The sequence below is a fragment of the Citrobacter sp. Cpo030 genome (genome assembly GCF_030333005.1).
GTDB lineage: Bacteria > Pseudomonadota > Gammaproteobacteria > Enterobacterales > Enterobacteriaceae > Citrobacter > Citrobacter portucalensis.
Map to the genome: position 1 here is coordinate 80,806 of NZ_JAOWGT010000049.1, position 19,747 is coordinate 100,552.

General features: G+C 51.4%; 21 protein-coding genes. 11 read left to right on the forward strand and 10 right to left on the reverse strand.

Annotated features, from left to right (window positions below; all coding sequences use genetic code 11):
- Positions 1 to 5: 5 nt before the first annotated feature.
- Positions 6 to 1,394, forward strand: a complete 1,389-nt coding sequence (gene pntB / locus OGY37_RS07225; protein WP_003832859.1) for a Re/Si-specific NAD(P)(+) transhydrogenase subunit beta — start codon at positions 6 to 8, stop codon at positions 1,392 to 1,394.
- Positions 1,395 to 1,435: 41 nt separating this feature from the next.
- Here the strand turns inward: pntB and OGY37_RS07230 are convergent, their stop codons facing one another.
- A complete protein-coding gene (locus OGY37_RS07230; RefSeq protein WP_063941566.1) occupies positions 1,436 to 2,287 on the reverse strand; it encodes an aldo/keto reductase in 852 nt (283 codons plus the stop codon).
- Positions 2,288 to 2,549: 262 nt separating this feature from the next.
- Here OGY37_RS07230 and OGY37_RS07235 point away from each other — a divergent pair, with 262 nt between their 5' ends.
- Complete coding sequence (locus OGY37_RS07235; RefSeq protein ID WP_126957137.1) at positions 2,550 to 3,746, forward strand: multidrug effflux MFS transporter; 1,197 nt, start codon at positions 2,550 to 2,552, stop codon at positions 3,744 to 3,746.
- A gap of 31 nt (positions 3,747 to 3,777) precedes the next feature.
- Here the strand turns inward: OGY37_RS07235 and OGY37_RS07240 are convergent, their stop codons facing one another.
- Positions 3,778 to 4,812, reverse strand: coding sequence for an AI-2E family transporter (locus tag OGY37_RS07240; protein WP_003832866.1), 1,035 nt, complete (start codon positions 4,810 to 4,812; stop codon positions 3,778 to 3,780).
- Between the two features lie 138 nt (positions 4,813 to 4,950).
- Between OGY37_RS07240 and OGY37_RS23470 the strand changes: the two genes are divergently transcribed.
- The 3 genes from OGY37_RS23470 to mdtI all read left to right on the forward strand — a co-directional run bounded on the left by OGY37_RS23470 (position 4,951) and on the right by mdtI (position 5,910).
- On the forward strand, positions 4,951 to 5,121 hold the full coding sequence (locus tag OGY37_RS23470) for a protein YdgV (RefSeq protein WP_087050578.1): 171 nt from the start codon (positions 4,951 to 4,953) through the stop codon (positions 5,119 to 5,121).
- Between the two features lie 107 nt (positions 5,122 to 5,228).
- On the forward strand, positions 5,229 to 5,594 hold the full coding sequence (mdtJ, locus tag OGY37_RS07245; protein ID WP_162623449.1) for a multidrug/spermidine efflux SMR transporter subunit MdtJ: 366 nt from the start codon (positions 5,229 to 5,231) through the stop codon (positions 5,592 to 5,594).
- Positions 5,581 to 5,910 (forward strand): multidrug/spermidine efflux SMR transporter subunit MdtI, encoded by a 330-nt coding sequence (mdtI, locus tag OGY37_RS07250; protein ID WP_003832870.1) that lies wholly within the window; start codon positions 5,581 to 5,583, stop codon positions 5,908 to 5,910. The genes mdtJ and mdtI overlap by 14 nt, the downstream gene beginning before the upstream one ends.
- Positions 5,911 to 5,944: 34 nt before the next feature.
- On the opposite strand, the gene OGY37_RS07255 is transcribed toward mdtI, so the two are convergent.
- The 6 genes from OGY37_RS07255 to msrP all read right to left on the reverse strand — a co-directional run bounded on the left by OGY37_RS07255 (position 5,945) and on the right by msrP (position 10,736).
- The gene (locus OGY37_RS07255; protein WP_148362003.1) at positions 5,945 to 6,766 is read right to left on the reverse strand and encodes a trypsin-like serine peptidase; all 822 of its coding nucleotides are present in this window, start codon (positions 6,764 to 6,766) and stop codon (positions 5,945 to 5,947) included.
- Positions 6,767 to 6,866: 100 nt separating this feature from the next.
- Positions 6,867 to 6,950, reverse strand: a complete 84-nt coding sequence (gene ydgU / locus OGY37_RS23475) for a small membrane protein YdgU (protein ID WP_049259791.1) — start codon at positions 6,948 to 6,950, stop codon at positions 6,867 to 6,869.
- Positions 6,951 to 7,036: 86 nt separating this feature from the next.
- Positions 7,037 to 7,432 carry an acid resistance repetitive basic protein Asr gene (gene asr, locus OGY37_RS07260; RefSeq protein WP_286620433.1) on the reverse strand — a complete coding sequence of 132 codons (396 nt, stop codon included), beginning with the start codon at positions 7,430 to 7,432 and terminating at the stop codon, positions 7,037 to 7,039.
- 137 nt (positions 7,433 to 7,569) lie between these two features.
- Positions 7,570 to 9,057, reverse strand: coding sequence for a carboxypeptidase M32 (locus OGY37_RS07265; RefSeq protein ID WP_286620435.1), 1,488 nt, complete (start codon positions 9,055 to 9,057; stop codon positions 7,570 to 7,572).
- 47 nt (positions 9,058 to 9,104) lie between these two features.
- Entirely contained in the window at positions 9,105 to 9,731 is a 627-nt protein-coding gene (msrQ, locus tag OGY37_RS07270; protein ID WP_191236268.1) for a protein-methionine-sulfoxide reductase heme-binding subunit MsrQ, read from the reverse strand.
- Positions 9,732 to 10,736 carry a protein-methionine-sulfoxide reductase catalytic subunit MsrP gene (gene msrP / locus OGY37_RS07275; RefSeq protein WP_286620439.1) on the reverse strand — a complete coding sequence of 335 codons (1,005 nt, stop codon included), beginning with the start codon at positions 10,734 to 10,736 and terminating at the stop codon, positions 9,732 to 9,734. It abuts the gene before it with no gap.
- A gap of 189 nt (positions 10,737 to 10,925) precedes the next feature.
- On the opposite strand from msrP, the gene OGY37_RS07280 reads away from it, so the two are divergent.
- From OGY37_RS07280 to OGY37_RS07290, 3 genes are all read left to right on the forward strand, one after another.
- Complete coding sequence (locus tag OGY37_RS07280) at positions 10,926 to 11,648, forward strand: winged helix-turn-helix domain-containing protein (RefSeq protein WP_286620516.1); 723 nt, start codon at positions 10,926 to 10,928, stop codon at positions 11,646 to 11,648.
- Positions 11,645 to 13,135, forward strand: coding sequence for a sensor histidine kinase (locus OGY37_RS07285; RefSeq protein WP_286620441.1), 1,491 nt, complete (start codon positions 11,645 to 11,647; stop codon positions 13,133 to 13,135). Before OGY37_RS07280 ends, OGY37_RS07285 begins: the two co-directional genes overlap by 4 nt.
- Before the next feature lie 143 nt (positions 13,136 to 13,278).
- A complete protein-coding gene (locus OGY37_RS07290; RefSeq protein ID WP_191236270.1) occupies positions 13,279 to 13,965 on the forward strand; it encodes a CPBP family intramembrane glutamic endopeptidase in 687 nt (228 codons plus the stop codon).
- Positions 13,966 to 13,998: 33 nt separating this feature from the next.
- On the opposite strand, the gene ynfM is transcribed toward OGY37_RS07290, so the two are convergent.
- Complete coding sequence (gene ynfM, locus OGY37_RS07295) at positions 13,999 to 15,252, reverse strand: multidrug efflux MFS transporter YnfM/SxtP(Kp) (protein ID WP_003832886.1); 1,254 nt, start codon at positions 15,250 to 15,252, stop codon at positions 13,999 to 14,001.
- A gap of 107 nt (positions 15,253 to 15,359) precedes the next feature.
- Here ynfM and ynfL point away from each other — a divergent pair, with 107 nt between their 5' ends.
- From ynfL to bioD, 3 genes are all read left to right on the forward strand, one after another.
- Positions 15,360 to 16,268 carry a multidrug efflux transcriptional activator YnfL/SxtR(Kp) gene (gene ynfL / locus OGY37_RS07300; RefSeq protein WP_181508577.1) on the forward strand — a complete coding sequence of 303 codons (909 nt, stop codon included), beginning with the start codon at positions 15,360 to 15,362 and terminating at the stop codon, positions 16,266 to 16,268.
- A 118-nt stretch (positions 16,269 to 16,386) separates the two neighbouring features.
- Positions 16,387 to 17,607 (forward strand): sugar metabolism global transcriptional regulator Mlc, encoded by a 1,221-nt coding sequence (mlc, locus tag OGY37_RS07305; RefSeq protein WP_048226542.1) that lies wholly within the window; start codon positions 16,387 to 16,389, stop codon positions 17,605 to 17,607.
- A 125-nt stretch (positions 17,608 to 17,732) separates the two neighbouring features.
- Positions 17,733 to 18,428 carry a dethiobiotin synthase gene (gene bioD, locus OGY37_RS07310; protein WP_020996409.1) on the forward strand — a complete coding sequence of 232 codons (696 nt, stop codon included), beginning with the start codon at positions 17,733 to 17,735 and terminating at the stop codon, positions 18,426 to 18,428.
- Here bioD and clcB read toward each other — a convergent pair.
- Entirely contained in the window at positions 18,384 to 19,673 is a 1,290-nt protein-coding gene (clcB, locus tag OGY37_RS07315; RefSeq protein WP_286620444.1) for a voltage-gated ClC-type chloride channel ClcB, read from the reverse strand. The two genes, bioD and clcB, sit on opposite strands and share 45 nt — an antisense overlap.
- Positions 19,674 to 19,747: the final 74 nt, after the last annotated feature.

Sequence of the window (19,747 nt, forward strand, 5' to 3'; positions counted from 1 at the left end):
AACATATGTCTGGAGGATTAGTTACAGCTGCATACATTGTTGCCGCGATCCTGTTTATTTTTAGTCTGGCGGGGCTTTCGAAACACGAAACCTCTCAGCAGGGTAACAACTACGGCATCGCCGGGATGGCGATTGCGCTGATTGCTACGATTTTTGGTCCGGATACCGGCAACGTTGCGTGGATCCTGGTAGCGATGATCATCGGCGGCGCGATTGGTATTCGTCTGGCGAAGAAAGTCGAAATGACCGAGATGCCGGAGCTGGTGGCAATTCTGCACAGCTTCGTCGGTCTGGCTGCGGTACTGGTTGGTTTCAACAGCTACCTGTATCACGATACTGGCCTGGAGCCGATTCTGGTGAACATTCACCTGACGGAAGTGTTCCTGGGTATCTTCATCGGTGCGGTAACCTTTACCGGTTCTGTGGTGGCCTTTGGCAAACTGCGCGGCAAGATCTCCTCTAAACCGCTGATGCTGCCGAATCGTCACAAAATGAACCTGGCGGCGCTGGTTGTTTCTTTCCTGCTGCTGGTGGTGTTTGTTCGTACCGAAAGCGTGGGCCTGCAGGTTCTGGCACTGTTGGTGATGACCATTATTGCACTGGCCTTTGGCTGGCATCTGGTGGCCTCCATCGGCGGTGCGGATATGCCGGTTGTCGTGTCAATGCTTAACTCCTATTCAGGATGGGCGGCGGCGGCAGCGGGCTTCATGCTGAGCAACGATCTGCTGATCGTTACCGGTGCGCTGGTCGGTTCTTCTGGTGCGATCCTGTCTTACATTATGTGTAAGGCGATGAACCGTTCATTCTTCAGCGTTATTGCGGGTGGCTTTGGTTCTGACGGTTCTTCTACCGGGTCTGATGAAGAAGTGGGTGAACATCGTGAGATTACTGCGGAAGACACAGCAGAAATGCTGAAGAACTCGCACTCCGTGATCATCACCCCGGGCTACGGCATGGCAGTGGCTCAGGCACAGTATCCGGTCGCGGAAATCACTGAGAAACTGCGCGCGCGCGGCATCAAAGTGCGTTTTGGTATTCACCCGGTAGCAGGGCGCTTGCCAGGTCATATGAACGTGCTGCTGGCGGAAGCCAAAGTACCTTATGACATCGTGCTGGAAATGGATGAGATCAACGATGATTTCGCCGATACCGATACCGTACTGGTTATTGGTGCCAACGACACGGTTAACCCGGCGGCGCAGGATGACCCGCGCAGCCCAATCGCCGGCATGCCGGTACTGGAAGTGTGGAAAGCGCAGAACGTCATCGTGTTCAAACGTTCGATGAACACCGGCTATGCAGGTGTGCAGAACCCGCTGTTCTTTAAAGATAACACCCATATGCTGTTTGGTGATGCCAAAGCTAGCGTGGATGCGATCCTGAAAGCGCTGTAATTGCCAGTAAAAGTAAGACGGCCTCTGCGGAGGCCGTTTTTTTAAACATCCAGTTTACGCTGGGTGATCCATTCCACACGAGCCGGATCGCGATGCGAGAAGAACGCGCTGGTTCCGCTGTCCATCGCGGCAATTTGCGTCATCTCTTCCGCCGTTAGGGCAAAGTCCAGCACCTGAATATTCTCGGCCATCCGCGCTTTACGCACGGTTTTCGCCAGCGAAATAATCCCACGTTGATAAATCCAGCGCAGCACGACTTGACCAACGCTTTTGCCATATTTTTCACCAATAGCCGATAAGACTGGGTTCTGAAACAGGTCATTGCGTCCTTCAGCGAACGGTGCCCAGGCTTGCGGTTGAATATTCCGGCTCTGCATCCAGGCTACTGCATGCGGCTGCTGATGAAAAGGATTCACCTCAATTTGGTTAACGGCTGGGATAATGCGATTGAAAGCGATTAAATCTGCCAGACGATCCGGATGAAAGTTACTCACGCCAATCGCGCGGATTTTCCCTTCTTCATATAATTCTTCCATCGCACGCCAGGCACCGTGCACATCGCCATAGGGCTGATGAATCAAATAAAGGTCAATATAATCCAGTTGAAGCCGTTGCAGAGAACGTGCGAATTGCGCCTTTGCGCCTGCATAGTTGGTATCCTGTAACCACAGTTTGGTAGTCACAAAAAGCGCCTCGCGGGGGACTCCGCTTTGCTTAAGTGCGTTGCCGACCTGAGTTTCATTCTGGTAGGAGGCAGCGGTATCAATCAGGCGATATCCTGTATCAATGGCATCCCGTACGGCTTGCTCACATTCGCTGGCATCGGTCATTTGATAAACGCCAAATCCGAGCAGGGGCATCTCAACACCGTTATTCAGAACTGTTGTATTCATTGGGTTCTCCTGAGCATCATCGTTGCATTGGCTGCAGATTAGCAAATCTGTGTTGATACGATTAGTCTGTGAAATTCGCATGGACCTATGAGTAGAATTCATTTCTGAAAGGTAATTGTTGGAAGTCAGTCACAAAATATGACGCCTATGATTTCACCATTCATGATTTCAGTTCATAAACTCATGCGGTTTTAACCGTCTAATCACGGCAATACGTTGTCTATATACTGCGACCTGACTTTTTAGAACATGACAGGGCACTATGCGTACACGTGAACATGCCTCACCGGTAACTACCGCAAGCCAGACCGGTCTTACTTTTATTCTGATCCTCAGTGGCCTGATGGCCTTTACATCGCTTTCTACCGATATTTATCTTCCAGCAATGCCGACGATGGCCGAGGATTTACATGGCAATGTTGAGCTGACGATTACTGGTTTCTTAATTGGTTTTACTATCGCACAGTTGATTTGGGGGCCGATTAGCGATCATATGGGGCGGCGTAAGCCGCTGTTTATCGGCATGGTGCTATTTATCATTGGTTCCGCAGGGTGTGCGCTGTCTACAAGCATCACGCAAATTGTTTTCTGGCGGGTATTTCAGGCGCTTGGAGCCTGTACCGGGCCTATGCTGGCGCGAGCGATGATCCGCGATCTCTTTGCACGTACTCGTGCGGCGCAAATGCTCTCAACCCTGGTGTTGGTTATGGCGATTGCGCCAATCGCCGGACCGTTGATTGGCGGGCAAATTATTCGCCTGAGCACCTGGCACTCTATTTTTTGGCTGCTGGTGGTGATTGGTGCGCTGATGTTTATCTCCCTAAACTGGCTGCCCGAAACATTGCCGGAAGATAAACGGGTGAAAGCCTCTTTGGCTGGCGCATTTCGTAATTACCGTTCGTTGTTAACGAATGGGCGTTTTATGCGCTATACCCTGAGCCTGACGTTTTATTACGTCGGTGCGTACGCGTTTATTACCGGGTCACCGTTTGTTTATATTAGCTATTACCATGTTGATCCACAGCATTACGGCTGGTTGTTTGCGCTAAACATTATCGGTGTTATGGCGATGAGCGTGGTTAACCGCCGTCTGGTGCAACGGCACGCTCTGGAACAGCTGCTGAAATATGCGACGCTGCTGGCGGCGCTGGCTGCGGTTGTGCTTGCGCTGCTGGTTAAGCTGGAATCAGGTGGCGTCGTTGCCATTATCATCACTGTTTTTCTGTTTTTCTCGATGAATGGCATTATTGCTGCAACGTCGACTGCTGCGGCGTTGGATGCGGTACCGAACATTGCGGGTTCAGCTTCGGCGCTGATTGGCGCGTTGCAATATGGCAGCGGTATTATCTCATCGTTGCTGCTGGCCGCTTTCAGTGATGGCACGCCCTGGACCATGGCGTGGATAATAGCGTTATTTACGCTGTTAAGCGCCGTTTTGGCTTTTCGCGCGAAACGATAAAGGAAATGCCCCGCGATGGCGGGGCGAAAACTCATTCTTTGTTCAGATCGCTAAGCAGCACGGCAATGCTTTGACCGCCGTTGGTTTGCTCAAGCGCGATTTTCACGATGATGGTTAGCGGCACAGAAAGCAGCATCCCCACGGGACCGAGCAACCAGCCCCAGAAGATTAACGACAGAAATACTACCAGCGTGGACAGCCCCAGCCCGCGGCCCATGATCCGCGGCTCGAGGATATTCCCGAATACCAGGTTGATGACAAGATAGCCTGCCAGAACCACCAGCGCATCGTAAAGACCGCTGAATGCCAGCACCTGAGCAATAGGGGGAATGGCCGCCAATACAGAACCGATATTAGGGATGTAGTTCAGGGCGAAGGCCAGTAATCCCCAGACAAAGGCAAAGCGCACATCCAATGCAGCAAGCATGCCCCAGGCGACCAACCCGGTCACAATGCTGATTGCCGTTTTAAGCACCAGATAGTGGGAGACGCTGTCGATGGCGCGTTGAATCGCCGCCATACCTTCAATGGGGCGACTCATCATTTGTTTGAGTTTGTTGGGCAGTTGTGGTACTTCCAGCAGCATAAAAACTACCGTCAGTAGCAGTAAAAATATCGATGACATAGCATTTGAAAGCTGCGCCAGTAAATTGGTCACCAGCGTCATTGCCGCGTTCGGATCGATATATTTGACGAGTTCGTCCACGGAAACGCCGATCCCTGCGCGTTGTAACCATGGTTCAAGATTTTTCAGTGGGATAACCAGTGAAGAGCGATATTGCGGTAGCGTTCGCGCAAGTTCATTTAAGGATGTACCTAAATACGCCAACAGCAGCACCATTAACATTACAATAATAACGATAAGCAATGACACCGCAATTACGCGCGGTATGCGAAGCTTGACCATCCGCTGCACAACGGGATTGAGCACAACGGCTATAAATAACGCCAGAATAAAGGGGACGATGATATCTGCGGCAAAGCGAATACCGCTCAGGATGATAACCAGCATGCCCAGCATAATGACTATTTTTAGACCGTTAAGCGTGATGATCGGTTTCGCCATGTGTATTCCCGCATTTTTCATTTTTGAATCTGCATAATAATGTGATTTGCGTCGAGCCGTTATAACAAAAATCAAACGGGGCAGGTAAAGAAGTGAAAAGACTTTGAGTTCGTCTTGAAGCTATGATACAAATCATCTGTGTTTAACTACCGAGGACAATTATCATCCGCGATGATGAGAAGCAACACTGCGGATAATTGTAATATTATGGACAATATGTTCAGGATGTTTTTGCGTTTACCTACACTTCTTCGTACCTCCTCCACTTTCTTGCTTGCGGGTGAGCAACACTGGCGCAACGCGCTTTAGTCCCTTCTTCTGCCTGAGCTGGCGCTGTGCGCTTAGCTAACTAATTTTATTTTTTGGTTTACTGCATGCAGTAGGCCTAAAGGACTATATTCTCAAGCAGGAGAAGCATCATGTTTTACTGGATATTATTAGGTCTGGCCATCGCGGCTGAAATTACTGGCACGCTGTCAATGAAATGGGCAAGCGTCGGTCATGGTAATTCGGGCTTTATTTTAATGCTGGTAATGATCGCCTTATCGTATATTTTTCTCAGTTTCGCCGTTAAAAAAATTGCCCTTGGTGTGGCCTATGCCTTGTGGGAAGGTATCGGTATTTTATTTATTACGCTGTTTAGTGTGTTGTTATTTGACGAAACCTTGTCCACGATGAAAGTGGCTGGACTGGTCTCGCTGGTATTAGGCATTGTGCTGATCAAGTCTGGTACTCGAAAACCTGCCAAAACGAGCAAAGAGGTGACCCATGCAGCAGTTTGAGTGGGTTCATGGTGCCTGGCTTGGCATGGCCATCGTGCTGGAAATAGTCGCTAACGTCTTTTTGAAGTTTTCAGATGGATTTCGCCGCAAGATTTATGGCGTGCTGTCGCTGGCTGCCGTGTTAGCGGCCTTTAGCGCGCTGTCGCAGGCGGTAAAAGGTATTGACCTTTCTGTTGCCTACGCCTTGTGGGGCGGGTTTGGGATTGCCGCGACGTTAGCGGCTGGTTGGGTGTTGTTTGGTCAGCGCCTGAATAACAAAGGCTGGATTGGCGTGGCGCTGCTGCTGGCCGGAATGGTGATGATTAAACTTGCCTGATATCCGTGCTGCCCGTTAATGCGGGCAGCATGTGTTACTCCTTCGCCAACGCTTCCAGCTTATCGCGAAAACCGGTCACGGATATGGCGCGATTATCGGCTCGCCAGCGATCTTTCGCCGCTGGAGCGGAGCTTTGTACGCCAATCAACTGCCAGCCTGAATCTGTCTTCAGCATCAACGGTGAACCGCTGTCGCCCGGGAGCGTGTCGCACTGGTGTGACAAGACGGTATTCTGCGCCCAGCCGGTCACTACACAATCCTGATGGGTGTACAAATCGTCCAGATGATCTTCCGGATAGCCCGACTGTGTGACTTTGCGATCGGCGGTTTTCAACGCCGCGGTTAACGCCGCTTTATCACCTTCAAATAATGGTAGGGGCGTGATTCCGGAAGGCGGGTAACGCAGCACCACCAGACCAAAATCCCACGGGGCTGCTGATGGCGGCACAATCCAGCCTTCGCCATCGGCTTTTAAACGCTTACCGAGTGAGGGATCAACCCGTCCTTCGATTCCATGGATTTCATAGCGCCAGACACCCTTTTTCGACACAAAGCGTAACGCGACGGCTTTATCCGGTTTGCCTTTCGGTGGAGCGAGCAAGCAGTGTCCTGCAGTCAGGGCCAGATGCGGTGAAATGAGCGTGGCGGTACACAGATTACCACTGGCTGTTTCCAGTTGTCCGATAGCGTCCCATGGTGATTGCGTTGGATCAGTCACTTTTGTGCGATCGTCATGACCAAAAAACAGCGTTTTTATGTTTTCTGCTTCAGCGGTAGTCGTTGCTGGCTGATCCGCATGCGCAACAACGGGAAAAAAACAAATTGAGCCCAGTAATACAGCAATGGTTTTATGCATAGCACACTCTGGTGGGGAATTATGATTATAAACAGCAAACCCTCAGTTAATACTATAGACGGGACGGCGAGAAAGTGGGAGTAAAATCAGATAACTACACTCAGGAAAGATAAAAATGCATGGCGATGAGGGCGCAAATTATCAGAGTAATAAGAATGAACTCAAAGCGGTAATGTGACACCATTTTACCCTCCGAAAGGCGGCGCTACATCAGGTCGATCTAGCGCCGTATGCTATGGCGTGGGGGACGCCATAGTGACTACAAATGCGTTATGCTGCAGGTTGAGCTGCTGGTTTAGCGGTGTCGTGTTTTACGGCTTTTTTGGTGTGTTTTTTAGCGGCCTGAGCTTTCTGCTCTGGTGCTTTTTGTTCTGCTGCTGGCTTGGTTGCCGCTTTTTTGGTGTGTTTTTTAGCAGCCTGAGCTTTCTGCTCTGACGCTTTTTGTTCTACAGCCGGTTTAGTGGTGGATTTTTTAGCGTGTTTCTTGGCAGCCTGCGCTTTCTGCGGCGCTGCTTTGTGCTGTTTTTTATGATGCGTGGTTTTTGCCGGCGCTGCTTTGGTGGTTGCAGCAGCAGTCGGAGCGGTAGTAGCAGTTGTCTCAGCAGCAAACGCGGCAGAAGACAGACCCATAGCAGCGGCAACAACCAGAGCTAATACTTTTTTCATTCTCATACCCTCGATTTGGTTTTTCATTCAACCCCACTGCGGGGCCGTTGAAATAACTATATCGCTGTAATCAGAGGGCTTCCGTGAGTCATTGGTTTCGGCGTGTAACGATATGTACAATGACTCACGGTATGAGATTACAAATAGCGGGTTTCCAGATGAGCGCGGAAATAACGGCTGCTGAGCGGTTCGCCGGTGGCCTGGGTAATAAGCTGTTCAGTGGTAAAACGGCTGCCATGCTGCCAGATGTTCTGACGTAGCCAGTCAAACAGGGGACCAAACTCACCTTGTGCAATAGACTGATTCAAATCAGGCAATGCGCGGTTAGCGGCACTGAACAACTGCGCCGCATACATGGCGCCCAGGGTATAGGAAGGGAAGTAGCCAAAGCCGCCATCGGTCCAGTGAATATCCTGCATACAGCCGTTACGATAGTTTCCGATCGTTGACAGCCCCAACCAGGACTGCATTTTTTCGTTCCACAATGCCGGGATATCATCCACTTCAATATCGCCATTAATAAGCGCACGTTCGATTTCATAACGCAGGATCACGTGAGCGGGATAGCTTACCTCGTCAGCATCAACACGGATAAACCCGGGTTTAACCTGCTGGTTCCAGGCGATGAAATTGCTTTCTTCAAACGCTGCCTGATTGCCAAAGTGGCGCGTTACAGCCGGAATTAACCGCATCAGAAAGGCTTTACTGCGTCCCAGCTGCATCTCAAAGAACAGACTCTGGGACTCATGAATGGCGGTTGAGCGTGCCAGAGCAATAGGTTGCCCAGACCAACTGCGTGGCAGGTTTTGCTCATAGCGCGCATGACCGGTTTCATGGATCACGCCAAACAGTGCGCTGAGTAATTCGTTTTCATCATAGCGGGTGGTAATGCGAACATCTTCTGGTACGCCGCCACAGAAAGGATGTGCACTGATATCCAGCCGACCAGCGGTAAAGTCGAAACCTAGCTGTGCCATTGTTTCAAGACCCAGCTCTCGCTGTACAGCTGTTGGGAAGGGACCTACCGGGGCGATGAGCGACTGCTGAGACTGCTTTGCCACCACCTTGTTCAGCAGATCGGGCAGCCAGCTTTTAACGTCCGCGAAAAGGACATCCAACTGAGCGCTGGTCATTCCTGGTTCAAAGATGTCCAGTAGCGCGTCATACGGCGAACAACCTTTTGCTTCTGCGTGCAGTCGGGCTTCTTCGCGGCTATACTTCACAACCTCTTTCAGGTTTTCGGAAAATCCTTCCCAGTCATTAGCTGGTCGCTGGCTACGCCAGGCATGCTCACAGCGGCTTCCCGCAAGTGATTTTGCTTCTACCAACGATTCGGGCAACAAGGATGCCTGGTGATGCAATCGCGACATTTCGCGCAGGTTCGCCTGTTCTACATCGTTAAGATCTTCCTGTTGCGCTGCGGCAATCCACATTGCCACTTTCGGATCGGTTAACAGTTGGTGCTCAAGCACGCTCAGCTCGGCCAGCGCTTCGCCTCGGGCTTTACTGCCTCCTGGCGGCATCATGGTAAACATGTCCCAACTGGCGATTGCCGAGAGGTGGGAGAAGCGAGAGAGCCGCTGGAACGTGCGGGTGAGCTGATGGTAATTATCATTGTTACTCATTTTTTGTTCTCGTTCTGTTTAGGTGTGGTTAAGAAGTTTACCGTGATTCACTCACTTTTCATAAACACACCTTTGTACCCGGTTTTCCGTAACAGCTTTTTATAGCGAAAAGCCAGCAGAACCACAAAACAGATGGCGTAGATAATAGGGAGCGGTGATAACACTTTTACCGACCACAGATAATGCAGCGGTAGCAAAATGGCGGCCAGGTAGACGTAGTTGTGCAATGTTTGCCAGCGTTTGCCCATTTTACGCTGAGCGGCTTGTGTCGAGGTCAACGTCAACAGGAATAAGATAATCCAACCGGACATACCCAGCATTAGCCATGGGCGTGAAACCAGTTCACGACCCAACAATCCCAGGTTTTGTATACCCAGTTCCAGCAGAGCATAGCTGGTAATATGCAGTGTGGCCCATGCAAAGCACCATAAACCTAACAACCGCCGGGTACGAAATAACAAAGGCTGCTTTGCATAGCGTGCGAGCGGCGATACCAGCAGGGTAGCAAGCAAAAACTTCAGCGCGGTAATTCCCGTAAAGTGCTGGATATCTTTTCCCGGGTCGGCACCCAACCAGCCATGCTGCGCGGCCCAGAAGAGCCATAGCAGGGGTAAAAAACCGGCGAGATGCAGCAGCACTTTCAGGCCGGTTATCTGTTTTGCAGTCAACCTCACTTAAAAATACTCCCGAAGATCCATGCCCTGATATAACGATGCCACCTCATCGGCATAACCATTAAAAGGTAACGTGGGCTGTCTCTGTACATCAAGAATGCCACCGGAACCGATAAAACGCTCAGTAGCCTGAGACCAGCGAGGGTGATCAACCTGCGGATTTACGTTGGCGTAAAATCCGTATTCATTTGGTGCTGACATATTCCAGGTCGTCGGCGGCTGCTCACGCGTCAGCTTAATACTGACTATCGATTTAATGCCCTTGAAGCCGTATTTCCAGGGTACGGTCAGGCGTATCGGCGCCCCGTTTTGCGGTGGCAATGCTTTGCCATATACGCCTACGGTGAGAAGTGTGAGTGGGTGCATAGCCTCATCCAACCGCAGACCTTCGACATAGGGATATTTCAACCCACCGCCAATAAAGCGGTCTTTCTGACCCGGCATTTCATCAGGGGCGTAGCGTGTTTCAAAAGCGATGTATTTGGCGTGACTGGTTGGCTCAACCAGCGCCAGTAATTTATGCAACGGAAAACCCACCCACGGCACAACCATCGACCAGGCCTCAACGCAACGCATCCGATAAATACGCTCTTCTAATGGAAAGCGTGTGGTCAGCGCATCATGATCCAAGGTTAAAGGTTTGTTGACCTCACCGCTGATGGTTAACGTCCAGGGATCGGTTTTCAGGCTACCGGCATTGGCGGCAGGATCGGCTTTATCCAGACCAAATTCGTAGAAATTGTTGTAGCCCGTCACCTTGCCTTCTGGTGTCAGTGACAGGCTGTTTTGCCAGCGTTCGGGCTTTGTGAACTCAAGCGCTTTGCCTGCGGGTGCGGGTGGACGATCGTTGCCTTTAAACCAATCCAGCAAATTAGCCTGTGTAGGGGAGGACAGCGTGGCCGCAGCAGCACCTATCCCAAGTGCTTTGAGGATCTGTCGTCGTTGCATAAAAAATACTGACTCGGCTGTAACATCTGCTTCCCGAAGTGGACGTTTTTTTAGCATGACTTTTCCTTCTTATTTTCATGTTAAGGAAAACAAAGCGACGTTTCCCTGTTGATGTCTGACGTGTCTGTAACGACATACTGCTCGCATGCGTATCCCTGGATCCTCACGAAAAGTTAAAAATTTTGTGATAACTTCCGCCCCTTGCCTGAGGTAAGCTTTCAGCACGACGAGAGGGGGATGACACTGATGGCAGGCGCGAAAAAGATATTTTTGGTGGAAGATGACAGCGATATTGCCTCACTTTTGCAGCTTAGCCTGAAGGATGAGGGTTACGAAATTGTTCATGAGGCAGACGGAGCTCGTGCGCTTGAACAACTGGAGAAACACGTCTGGGATGCCGTTATCCTCGATCTGATGCTGCCGGGTGTCGACGGGCTGGAGATTTGTCGTCGCATTCGCCAAATGAGTTTTTATTTGCCCGTCATTATCATCAGCGCCCGCACCAGCGAAACACACCGTGTTTTGGGGCTGGAAATGGGCGCCGATGATTATCTGGCCAAACCTTTCTCGGTGCTGGAGTTGATGGCCCGGGTGAAGGCGTTGTTTCGCCGTCAGGAAGCAATGAGTCAGAACCTGCGTATGGAGGCGGGGATTATCACCGTTCATGGCGTAGAGATTGACCCATTAGCCAGGGAAGTCCGCCAGCATGGTAAATCCGTCGATTTGACACCGCGCGAATTCGATCTGCTCTATTTCTTCGCCCGTCATCCAGGCGAGGTCTTTTCGCGTCAGGCGCTGTTAGATCAGGTGTGGGGCTATCAGCATGAAGGGTATGAGCATACGGTGAACAGTCATATTAATCGCCTGCGGACCAAAATTGAAAAGGATGCTGCGGAGCCGGAAATTATTCTCACGGTTTGGGGACGAGGCTATAAGCTTGCTGCGGTTAACGCGGAGCATCAGCCATGATTTATCGCCTGTCGCTGAGCCAGCGTCTGACCCTCGTCTTTACCTCCATTATGCTGATTTGTGCGGTTACCGTCAGTGTTGTCCAGATCCGCAGCAGTAAACAGTATGGTGACGCCATGGTGCAAAGGCTCTCGCTGGAGCTGGCGAGCAAGATTGTCAAAAGTGAGTCGCTTATTGATGCCAGCGGGCAGGTTAATCGCCAGACCTTAAAAGGATTGTTTAATCACCTGATGACGCTCAACCCCAGCGTGGAGCTGTATCTGGTTTCACCGTCAGGTGAAATACTCGCCGATGCCGCACCGCCCGGGCATATCCAGCGGCAGAAAATTAGCGTGCAGCCGATCCAGGATTTCCTTAATTCAGATGCGTTGCCCGTCTATGGCAACGATCCGCGTAGCAGCCAGCAAAAAGTATTCAGCGCAGCGCCGGTTTTATATAACGGTGAGCTACATGGCTATTTGTACATTATTCTGCAGGGTGAAGACCTGAATATGCTGGCGAATACCGCCTGGCAAAAAACGCTCTGGAATACCGTGGCCTGGACGTTAATACTGGTTTTATTAGCTGGTGCAATCGCTGGATTCCTGGTGTGGCGATGGGTGACGAATCCAGTGAAAAGGCTGACTGGGCAGGTGGTCAAACTGGAACAGGACAGCATTAGCGTCATCAAACAGCTGGCGCAAAAAAATCCCGAACCGGTACCGGAGAATGAAATAGCGCTGCTGAACAATGCGTTTATCGAGTTAGCGCAGAAAATTGCCCAGCAGTGGGATTTATTAGCAGACAGCGATCGTCAGCGCAGAGAGTTTATTGCCAATATTTCGCACGATTTACGCACGCCGTTGACTTCACTGTTGGGGTATCTGGAAATGCTGTCGCTGAAAGCCGATACGATGACGCCGGAGGAAAATCGGCATTATCTTAGCATCGCGCTGCGCCAGGGGCATAAAGTTCGCCATCTGTCACAACAGCTGTTTGAGCTGGCGAGGCTGGAGCATGGCGGTATAAAACCGCAGCGTGAACGTTTTGCTATTGGTGAATTGATCCAGGACGTGGCACAGAAATTTGATCTCCCTGTTGCCACGCGTCATTTGCAGTTGCACCTTGACGTAACGGGGCCGTTACCGCTGGTGAATGCCGATTTATCGATGATAGAAAGAGTCGTGACGAATTTGCTGGATAATGCTATCCGTCATACGCCTGACGGAGGCGAAGTACGGCTAAAAGTCTGGCGTGATGAAGACCGTTTATTAGCCGAAGTGCAGGACAGTGGGCCAGGGGTAGAAGAAGCTGTGCGAGAAGTATTGTTTCAGCGCCCGACCGCGTTAATTCCCCGTGAGCAGCGGGCTGAGCGCGGCGGTCTGGGCTTACTGATCGTGCGTAGAATGCTCGAGCTGCATGGAGGGGATATCCATCTGGTTAGCTCAACGGCAGGGGCTTGCTTCCGTTTCTCGTTGCCGCTGGCGGATTCTCCTCTGAGTAGCTGACGGTGAAATTCCGGAGTAAAGAGGGTTTTGGCATTGTACCCATGGGCATTGCGTAAAAGTTGGTAGGTTGTCAGTGATAATGAGAATTTTTATCATACATAGGTAATTCATCAACTTATCTTCGATGAGCGCAAGGAGATCGTATGTCACAGGATGCCGACAACCTGTATATCGCCAGGACCAAAGCAGTTGCTGGCTGCTTTTCAATGTTTTTACTGATGTTTGGCCTCACGTTTACCCCGTTGTTTTTCCCCGCGAGTCAGGACCTGCTTGCCAAAGGGTTACTTTTTCCGCTGCTGTTTGCGCTGGAATTTGTTGTGCTGGTTCCGCTGTATTATTTCTTCTTTAGAAAAAGAGAGGGACTGGGCAAAGGCATTTTCAACGCCAGGTGGTTTGCCATTTTGTTCGCGGCGCTGCTGTTTATTCAGCTTATCCTGCCATTGATTTTGGGTCTCAGACAAACTGAAGCGTGGGTGACCAGCCAAATATCCTTAAGTAGTTATGCGTTGTGGTTATCTACGTTGACCCTGATATTTATCGCGCCAGTTTATGAAGAAATTGTTTTCAGAGGCTGTTTATTCAACGCGTTCCAGTACTGGTTCAATAATAAAACCTGGCTGTCGTCAGTGGTGGTATCGGTCATTTTTGCCATCATGCATACGCAGTATGTGGATCTACGCACGTTGCTGATGTTGTTTCTTGTGTCGCAGGTGTTGATCCTGGCCAGACTGAAAAGCAACGGTCTGTTGATGCCAATTTTGCTGCATATAGTGATGAACGGGACGGTTATTGCTCTGCAGATGGCGGCTCAGACGTTACAGCCAGGGTGATGAAGGTGATGCCCGGAACCCGGGCATCGTGGATTATACGTGCAGACGATGGTGCAAACGCGCACCGACCAGCAACGCCAACACCAGCATCAGGGCGATAAATCCGCCCACACCGTTCCAGCCATAGCTGTGCCAGAACACACCGCCCAGCGTACCGGCAATACTGGATCCGAGATAATAGCTGAACAGATACAGGGAAGAAGCCTGGCCTTTAGCGCGTTTTGCTCGTGGTCCAATCCAACTGCTTGCTACGGAGTGCGCGGCAAAGAACCCGGCTGAAAAGAGCAGCATCCCGGCGAAGATCAGCCATAGCGATGTGAACAGGGTCATCAAAAGTCCAACCAGCATCACGCCTGTTGAAAAGAGCATTACCGGGCCACGACCATAACGAGTGGTCATAGAACCCGCCTTTGGCGAACTCCAGGTCCCGGTCAGATACGCCACAGATAACAAACCTACAACCGCCTGGCTGAGCTCCCACGGGGAGAGCATCAGGCGGTAGCCGATGTAATTAAACAGCGTGACAAACGACCCCATCAACAAAAAACCTTCCGCAAACAGCAGCGGCAAACCTTTGTCGCGCCAGTGCAAGCGGAAGTTGATAAACAACGTTTTCGGGCGCAGCGACGTAGGTCTGAAATGACGGGATTCCGGTAAGATTTTCCAGAACATCAGTGCAGAGGCAAGGGCAAAACAGCCGATCGCCGCCAGCGCGATACGCCAGTTAAAAAAGTCGGTAAACACGCCGCTGATCAAGCGACCACTCATACCGCCAATCGAGTTACCGCTGATATACAGGCCCATTGAGAAGGCGACGAAACTGGGATGAATTTCTTCACTCAGATAGGTCATCCCTACCGCCGCGACGCCGCTCAGTGAAAGTCCTATCAGAGCACGCATGATTAAAATACCGTGCCAGCTGGTCATCATCGTTGAAAGCAGCGTACAACAAGAGGCGAGCAGCAGCGCGGTAACCATCACCGGCTTGCGGCCAATAGCATCTGAAAGTGGGCCGGTAAACAGCAACCCTATCGCCAGCATCGCCGTTGAGATGGAAAGCGAAATACTGCTGCTGGCGGGAGATACCCCAAACTCGTGCGAAAGCACTGGCAGTATGGGTTGTACGCAATAGAGGAGGGCAAAAGTCGCCAGCCCGGCGGAAAACAGCGCCAGCGTGACGCGCATAAATGGGGATGTTCCGCGTTTGATAAAACCATCCGGCGGGGTAACTATCTGTTCATCAACATCGCTTGTTGGCGCGGTATCGACAGTTGTTGTACGGCTCACTTGAAATCCTTGCTCATTCAATTACGTCTACAGGACCAGCCATAAGAGTATGAAAATCACAATATTCTGTCTAATATATTAATAATCTCAAATAATATTTTAAAAATATGAATATCGAACTGCGTCATTTACGTTACTTTGTGGCCGTTGCCGAAGAGCTGCATTTTGGTCGGGCGGCGGCGCGGTTAAACATTTCGCAACCGCCGCTAAGCCAGCAGATCCAGATCCTTGAACAGCAGGTTGGCGCCCGGTTACTTGCCCGTACTAACCGTAGCGTGGCGCTGACCTCTGCCGGAAAGCAGTTTCTGGCAGACAGTCGGCAGATCCTCGGGCTGGTTAATGAAGCCGCCGCCAGGGCTGAGCGTTTGCATCTGGGAGAAGCAGGGGAATTGCGTATCGGCTTTACGTCGTCCGCGCCGTTTATCAAAGCGGTTTCAGATACGCTATCTCTGTTTCGCCAAAGCTACCCGGCAGTGCATATGCAAACCCGCGAAATGAACACACGTGAGCAAATTGCCCCGCTTAATGAAGGAACGCTGGATTTGGGACTTCTGCGCAATACGCAGCTTCCGGAAACGCTGGAGCGTGAAATCATTCTGCATGAACCACTGATGGCGATGATCCCACGCGCGCATCCGTTGGCGCAAAAACCCGTGGTAACTTTGGCTGAGCTGGCGAATGAGCCATTTGTCTTTTTTGACCCCCATGTGGGGACAGGGTTGTATGACGATATTCTTGGCCTGATGCGTCGCTATGGACTGAAACCGACGATTGCGCAGGAGGTTGGCGAGGCAATGACTATCATCGGGCTGGTGGCCGCAGGATTAGGGGTTTCTATACTTCCTGCTTCTTTTAAAAGGGTGCAGCTGTATGAAATGTGTTGGATCCCGATAGCGGAAGAAGATGCTGTCTCGGAAATGTGGTTAGTGTGGCCAAAGCATCATGAGCAAAGTCACGCCGCGCAACGCTTTCGTGAGCAGCTGCTGGCGGCCGTTAAGGCGATTAATTTAGTTTAAAAATGGGTGAAAATGTGCAGTAAATCACAAGGCTAAGTAAAAAGTTGACGGAAGCCATTGAAGTGCTTCACCATAGCCCGCAGATTATTTCGGAGCGCGAAAATAAAGGGAGTAAGTGGTGGTTGCTGATAGTCAGCCTGGGCATATCGATCAAATTAAGCAGACCAATGCGGGCGCGGTTTATCGCCTGATTGATCAGCTAGGTCCGGTATCGCGTATTGATCTCTCTCGCCTGGCACAATTGGCGCCTGCCAGCATTACCAAAATTGTCCGCGAAATGCTCGAAGCGCATCTGGTGCAAGAGCTGGAAATCAAGGAAGCGGGTAGCCGTGGTCGTCCGGCCGTTGGGCTGGTTGTCGAAACGGAAGCCTGGCACTACTTATCCATTCGTATCAGTCGCGGCGAGATTTTTCTGGCGCTACGCGATCTGAGCAGCAAACTGGTGGTTGAAGATTGTCTTGAAATGGCGCTGGTCAGTGAAATACCGTTGCTGGATCGCGTGATAACCCAGGTCGATCAGTTTTTCATCCGCCACCAGCAAAAGCTGGAGCGCTTAACCTCCATCGCCATCACCTTACCCGGTATTATTGATACTGAAAACGGTATCGTTCATCGCATGCCATTTTACGAAGATGTCAAAGAGATGCCGTTGGGCGAAGCGCTTGAGAACCATACCGGCGTGCCAGTGTATATTCAGCACGATATCAGCGCCTGGACGATGGCCGAGGCGCTTTTTGGCGCATCGCGCGGAGCGCGCGACGTCATTCAGGTGGTGATCGATCATAACGTGGGTGCCGGGGTGATCACTGACGGGCATTTACTGCATGCAGGCAGCAGTAGCCTGGTGGAGATTGGCCATACGCAGGTCGATCCCTACGGTAAACGCTGCTACTGCGGCAACCATGGTTGTCTGGAAACGATCGCCAGCGTCGACAGCGTGCTCGAACTGGCGCAGGTGCGCCTGAAGCAGTCAATGAGTTCTTCTCTACACGGACAACCGTTAACGGTAGACGCGCTGTGTCTGGCGGCCATGCAGGGTGATTTATTGGCGAAAGATATCATTAGCGGCGTCGGGACCCACGTCGGTCGAATTCTTGCCATCATGGTGAATTTGTTCAACCCGCAAAAGATATTGATTGGCTCTCCGCTCAGTAAAGCGGCAGATATCTTGTTCCCAACCATCGCTGACAGCATTCGTCAGCAGGCGCTTCCGGCTTACAGTCAGCATATAGTCGTTGAAAGTACCCAGTTTACCAATCAGGGGACGATGGCAGGGGCGGCACTCGTGAAGGACGCGATGTATAACGGTTCTTTGTTGATTCGTCTATTACAGGGTTAACATTTTTTAACTGTTGTACGAAAAATTGCGCTATCTCAAGCTGATCCTGGTCGTCATACCTTAGACTTTCTCCACTGTTTTATTTTCCTGACTTATATTTTCAAAGCATAACGGTGGAGTTAGTGATGCTGAAGCGTTTCTTTATTACAGGTACAGACACTTCTGTTGGGAAGACCGTGGTTTCCCGCGCATTACTACAAGCGTTAGCGTCAGGGGGTAAAAGCGTTGCAGGTTACAAACCTGTGGCCAAAGGCAGCAAAGAGACGCCCGAAGGTCTGCGCAACAAAGATGCACTGGTACTGCAAAGTGTGTCATCTATCGAGCTGCCCTATGAGGCGATTAACCCAATTGCGTTGAGCGAAGATGAAAGTAGCGTGGCGCATAGTGGTCCGGTCAATTACACCCTGTTATCCAACGGTCTCGCAAGCCTCAGCGAAAAAGTCGATCACGTTGTCGTGGAAGGCACCGGAGGCTGGCGGAGCTTGATGAACGATCTGCGTCCGTTATCGGAGTGGGTGGTGCAGGAACAACTGCCGGTGCTGATGGTAGTGGGTATCCAGGAAGGCTGTATTAATCATGCGATCCTCACCGCGCAGGCGATAGCCAGCGACGGACTGCCGTTGATTGGCTGGGTTGCGAATCGCATTAATCCTGGGCTGGCGCATTATGCGGAAATCATTGATGTGCTGGGTAAAAAATTACCTGCACCGCTGATCGGTGAACTGCCTTATCTGCCTCGTGCAGAGCAGCGTGAACTGTCGCAGTACATCCGCCTGTCAATGCTCGGCAGCGTGCTGTCGGTAGATAGAGTCGTGGCGTAACGTACGCGACAGCACCGACGCCAGGACACAGGCAATCAGTAATCCGGGGAGCAGGCGATACTCCCCGGTCATTTCACAAACCATCAACGTCGACATTATTGGTGCATGCGTGGTAGCCGCCAGCAGCGTGGCCATCCCCGTTAATCCCAGCAAAATGGCAATTTCATCCGAGCCTGGAAGCCATAATCCCCATACCTGACCCAGCAACATGCCCACCGACAAGCCGACAAACAGCGTTGGCGTAAACACGCCACCTGGTGCACCGGATCCACTGCTGGCAAGCACCGCCAGTAATTTGCAGATAAAAATCCCGCTAACCACGGCCAGCAGCGGTGGTGAAAGTAAATATGACTGCACCACGCTGTAGCCATTACCCCAGACCGCAGGCGTGAGCAATGAAAGCAGGCCAACGATCAACCCGCCAAGCGCCAGTTGCCACGGTGGCGAGAGTTTTAAGCGCAAAAATACATTATGGCTGGCGGTCATCAACCACATGAAGAGCGGTCCGCAGATGCCAGCAGCCAGGCCGGTGCTGACAATCATAACGTATTCCAGGGCATGCAATTCCCGCGACAGGTGCACGGTATATAGCAGCGCATTGCTGTCGCTAAGCAGATTGGTGGTGAGTAATGCGACTACGGCGGACACCACTACCGGCCCCAGTGAGGCAAGGATCAGCGTGCCAAACAACACTTCGGCAATAAATAAACTGCCCGCCAGCGGGGCATGATAGGCTCCGGCCATACCCGCTGCGGCGCCGCAGGCAATCCATAACTTCCATTCTGTACGCGGAGTAAAGCGTTGAGCAAAGCAGGAGGCCGCCAGGGCCGCCAGTAAAATCATGGCACCTTCGCGCCCGATGGCGCTCCCGCTGGCGACGACCAGTAACGAGGCAAGTGATTTCACTAGGCTTGCACTGACGTCAAATTGCCCGTCGGTTTGCAGGGCTTCCATATAATCAGTGGGAGCCTGTGGACGTAAACGGTTAAATTTTTGCCAGCCCCACAGTAGTAATCCCGCTGCCAGACCGCCGAGCGCAGGTGTCAGCATACGCCTTAAAGGCGAAAGGTTTGTCGCTGCGTTGACCAGACTCCCCGTGTTGTTGCTCAGAAACAACCATTCGAGAAGCAGCATGGCATGACGAAATCCTGCGACGGCCAGCGCAGCAAGGATGCCAATCAACGCGGCGATCAGCAGACGGCGGAACATGGCACGCAGGTCAGGGTAAGCATGTAAATGATGCATGAGTGGCCAGACTGGAAAATTCAGACGCTCTATTTTGCGGCTATTAGGCAACAGAAGCAAAAGCTCAGCGTGCG

Excerpts from the sequence above, each read along its gene's own strand:
- pntB (WP_003832859.1), top strand. The coding sequence starts at position 6 with ATGTCTGGAGGATTAGTTACAGCTGCATACATTGTTGCCGCGATCCTG.
- mdtI (WP_003832870.1), top strand. The coding sequence starts at position 5,581 with ATGCAGCAGTTTGAGTGGGTTCATGGTGCCTGGCTTGGCATGGCCATC.
- asr (WP_286620433.1), bottom strand. The coding sequence starts at position 7,432 with ATGAAAAAAGTATTAGCTCTGGTTGTTGCCGCTGCTATGGGTCTGTCT.
- ydgU (WP_049259791.1), bottom strand. The coding sequence starts at position 6,950 with ATGGTGTCACATTACCGCTTTGAGTTCATTCTTATTACTCTGATAATT.
- OGY37_RS07240 (WP_003832866.1), bottom strand. The coding sequence starts at position 4,812 with ATGGCGAAACCGATCATCACGCTTAACGGTCTAAAAATAGTCATTATG.
- OGY37_RS07290 (WP_191236270.1), top strand. The coding sequence starts at position 13,279 with ATGTCACAGGATGCCGACAACCTGTATATCGCCAGGACCAAAGCAGTT.
- OGY37_RS07285 (WP_286620441.1), top strand. The coding sequence starts at position 11,645 with ATGATTTATCGCCTGTCGCTGAGCCAGCGTCTGACCCTCGTCTTTACC.
- ynfL (WP_181508577.1), top strand. The coding sequence starts at position 15,360 with ATGAATATCGAACTGCGTCATTTACGTTACTTTGTGGCCGTTGCCGAA.
- OGY37_RS07235 (WP_126957137.1), top strand. The coding sequence starts at position 2,550 with ATGCGTACACGTGAACATGCCTCACCGGTAACTACCGCAAGCCAGACC.
- OGY37_RS07230 (WP_063941566.1), bottom strand. The coding sequence starts at position 2,287 with ATGAATACAACAGTTCTGAATAACGGTGTTGAGATGCCCCTGCTCGGA.
- OGY37_RS07255 (WP_148362003.1), bottom strand. The coding sequence starts at position 6,766 with ATGCATAAAACCATTGCTGTATTACTGGGCTCAATTTGTTTTTTTCCC.
- msrP (WP_286620439.1), bottom strand. The coding sequence starts at position 10,736 with ATGCTAAAAAAACGTCCACTTCGGGAAGCAGATGTTACAGCCGAGTCA.
- clcB (WP_286620444.1), bottom strand. The coding sequence starts at position 19,673 with ATGCATCATTTACATGCTTACCCTGACCTGCGTGCCATGTTCCGCCGT.
- OGY37_RS07280 (WP_286620516.1), top strand. The coding sequence starts at position 10,926 with ATGGCAGGCGCGAAAAAGATATTTTTGGTGGAAGATGACAGCGATATT.
- OGY37_RS07265 (WP_286620435.1), bottom strand. The coding sequence starts at position 9,057 with ATGAGTAACAATGATAATTACCATCAGCTCACCCGCACGTTCCAGCGG.
- bioD (WP_020996409.1), top strand. The coding sequence starts at position 17,733 with ATGCTGAAGCGTTTCTTTATTACAGGTACAGACACTTCTGTTGGGAAG.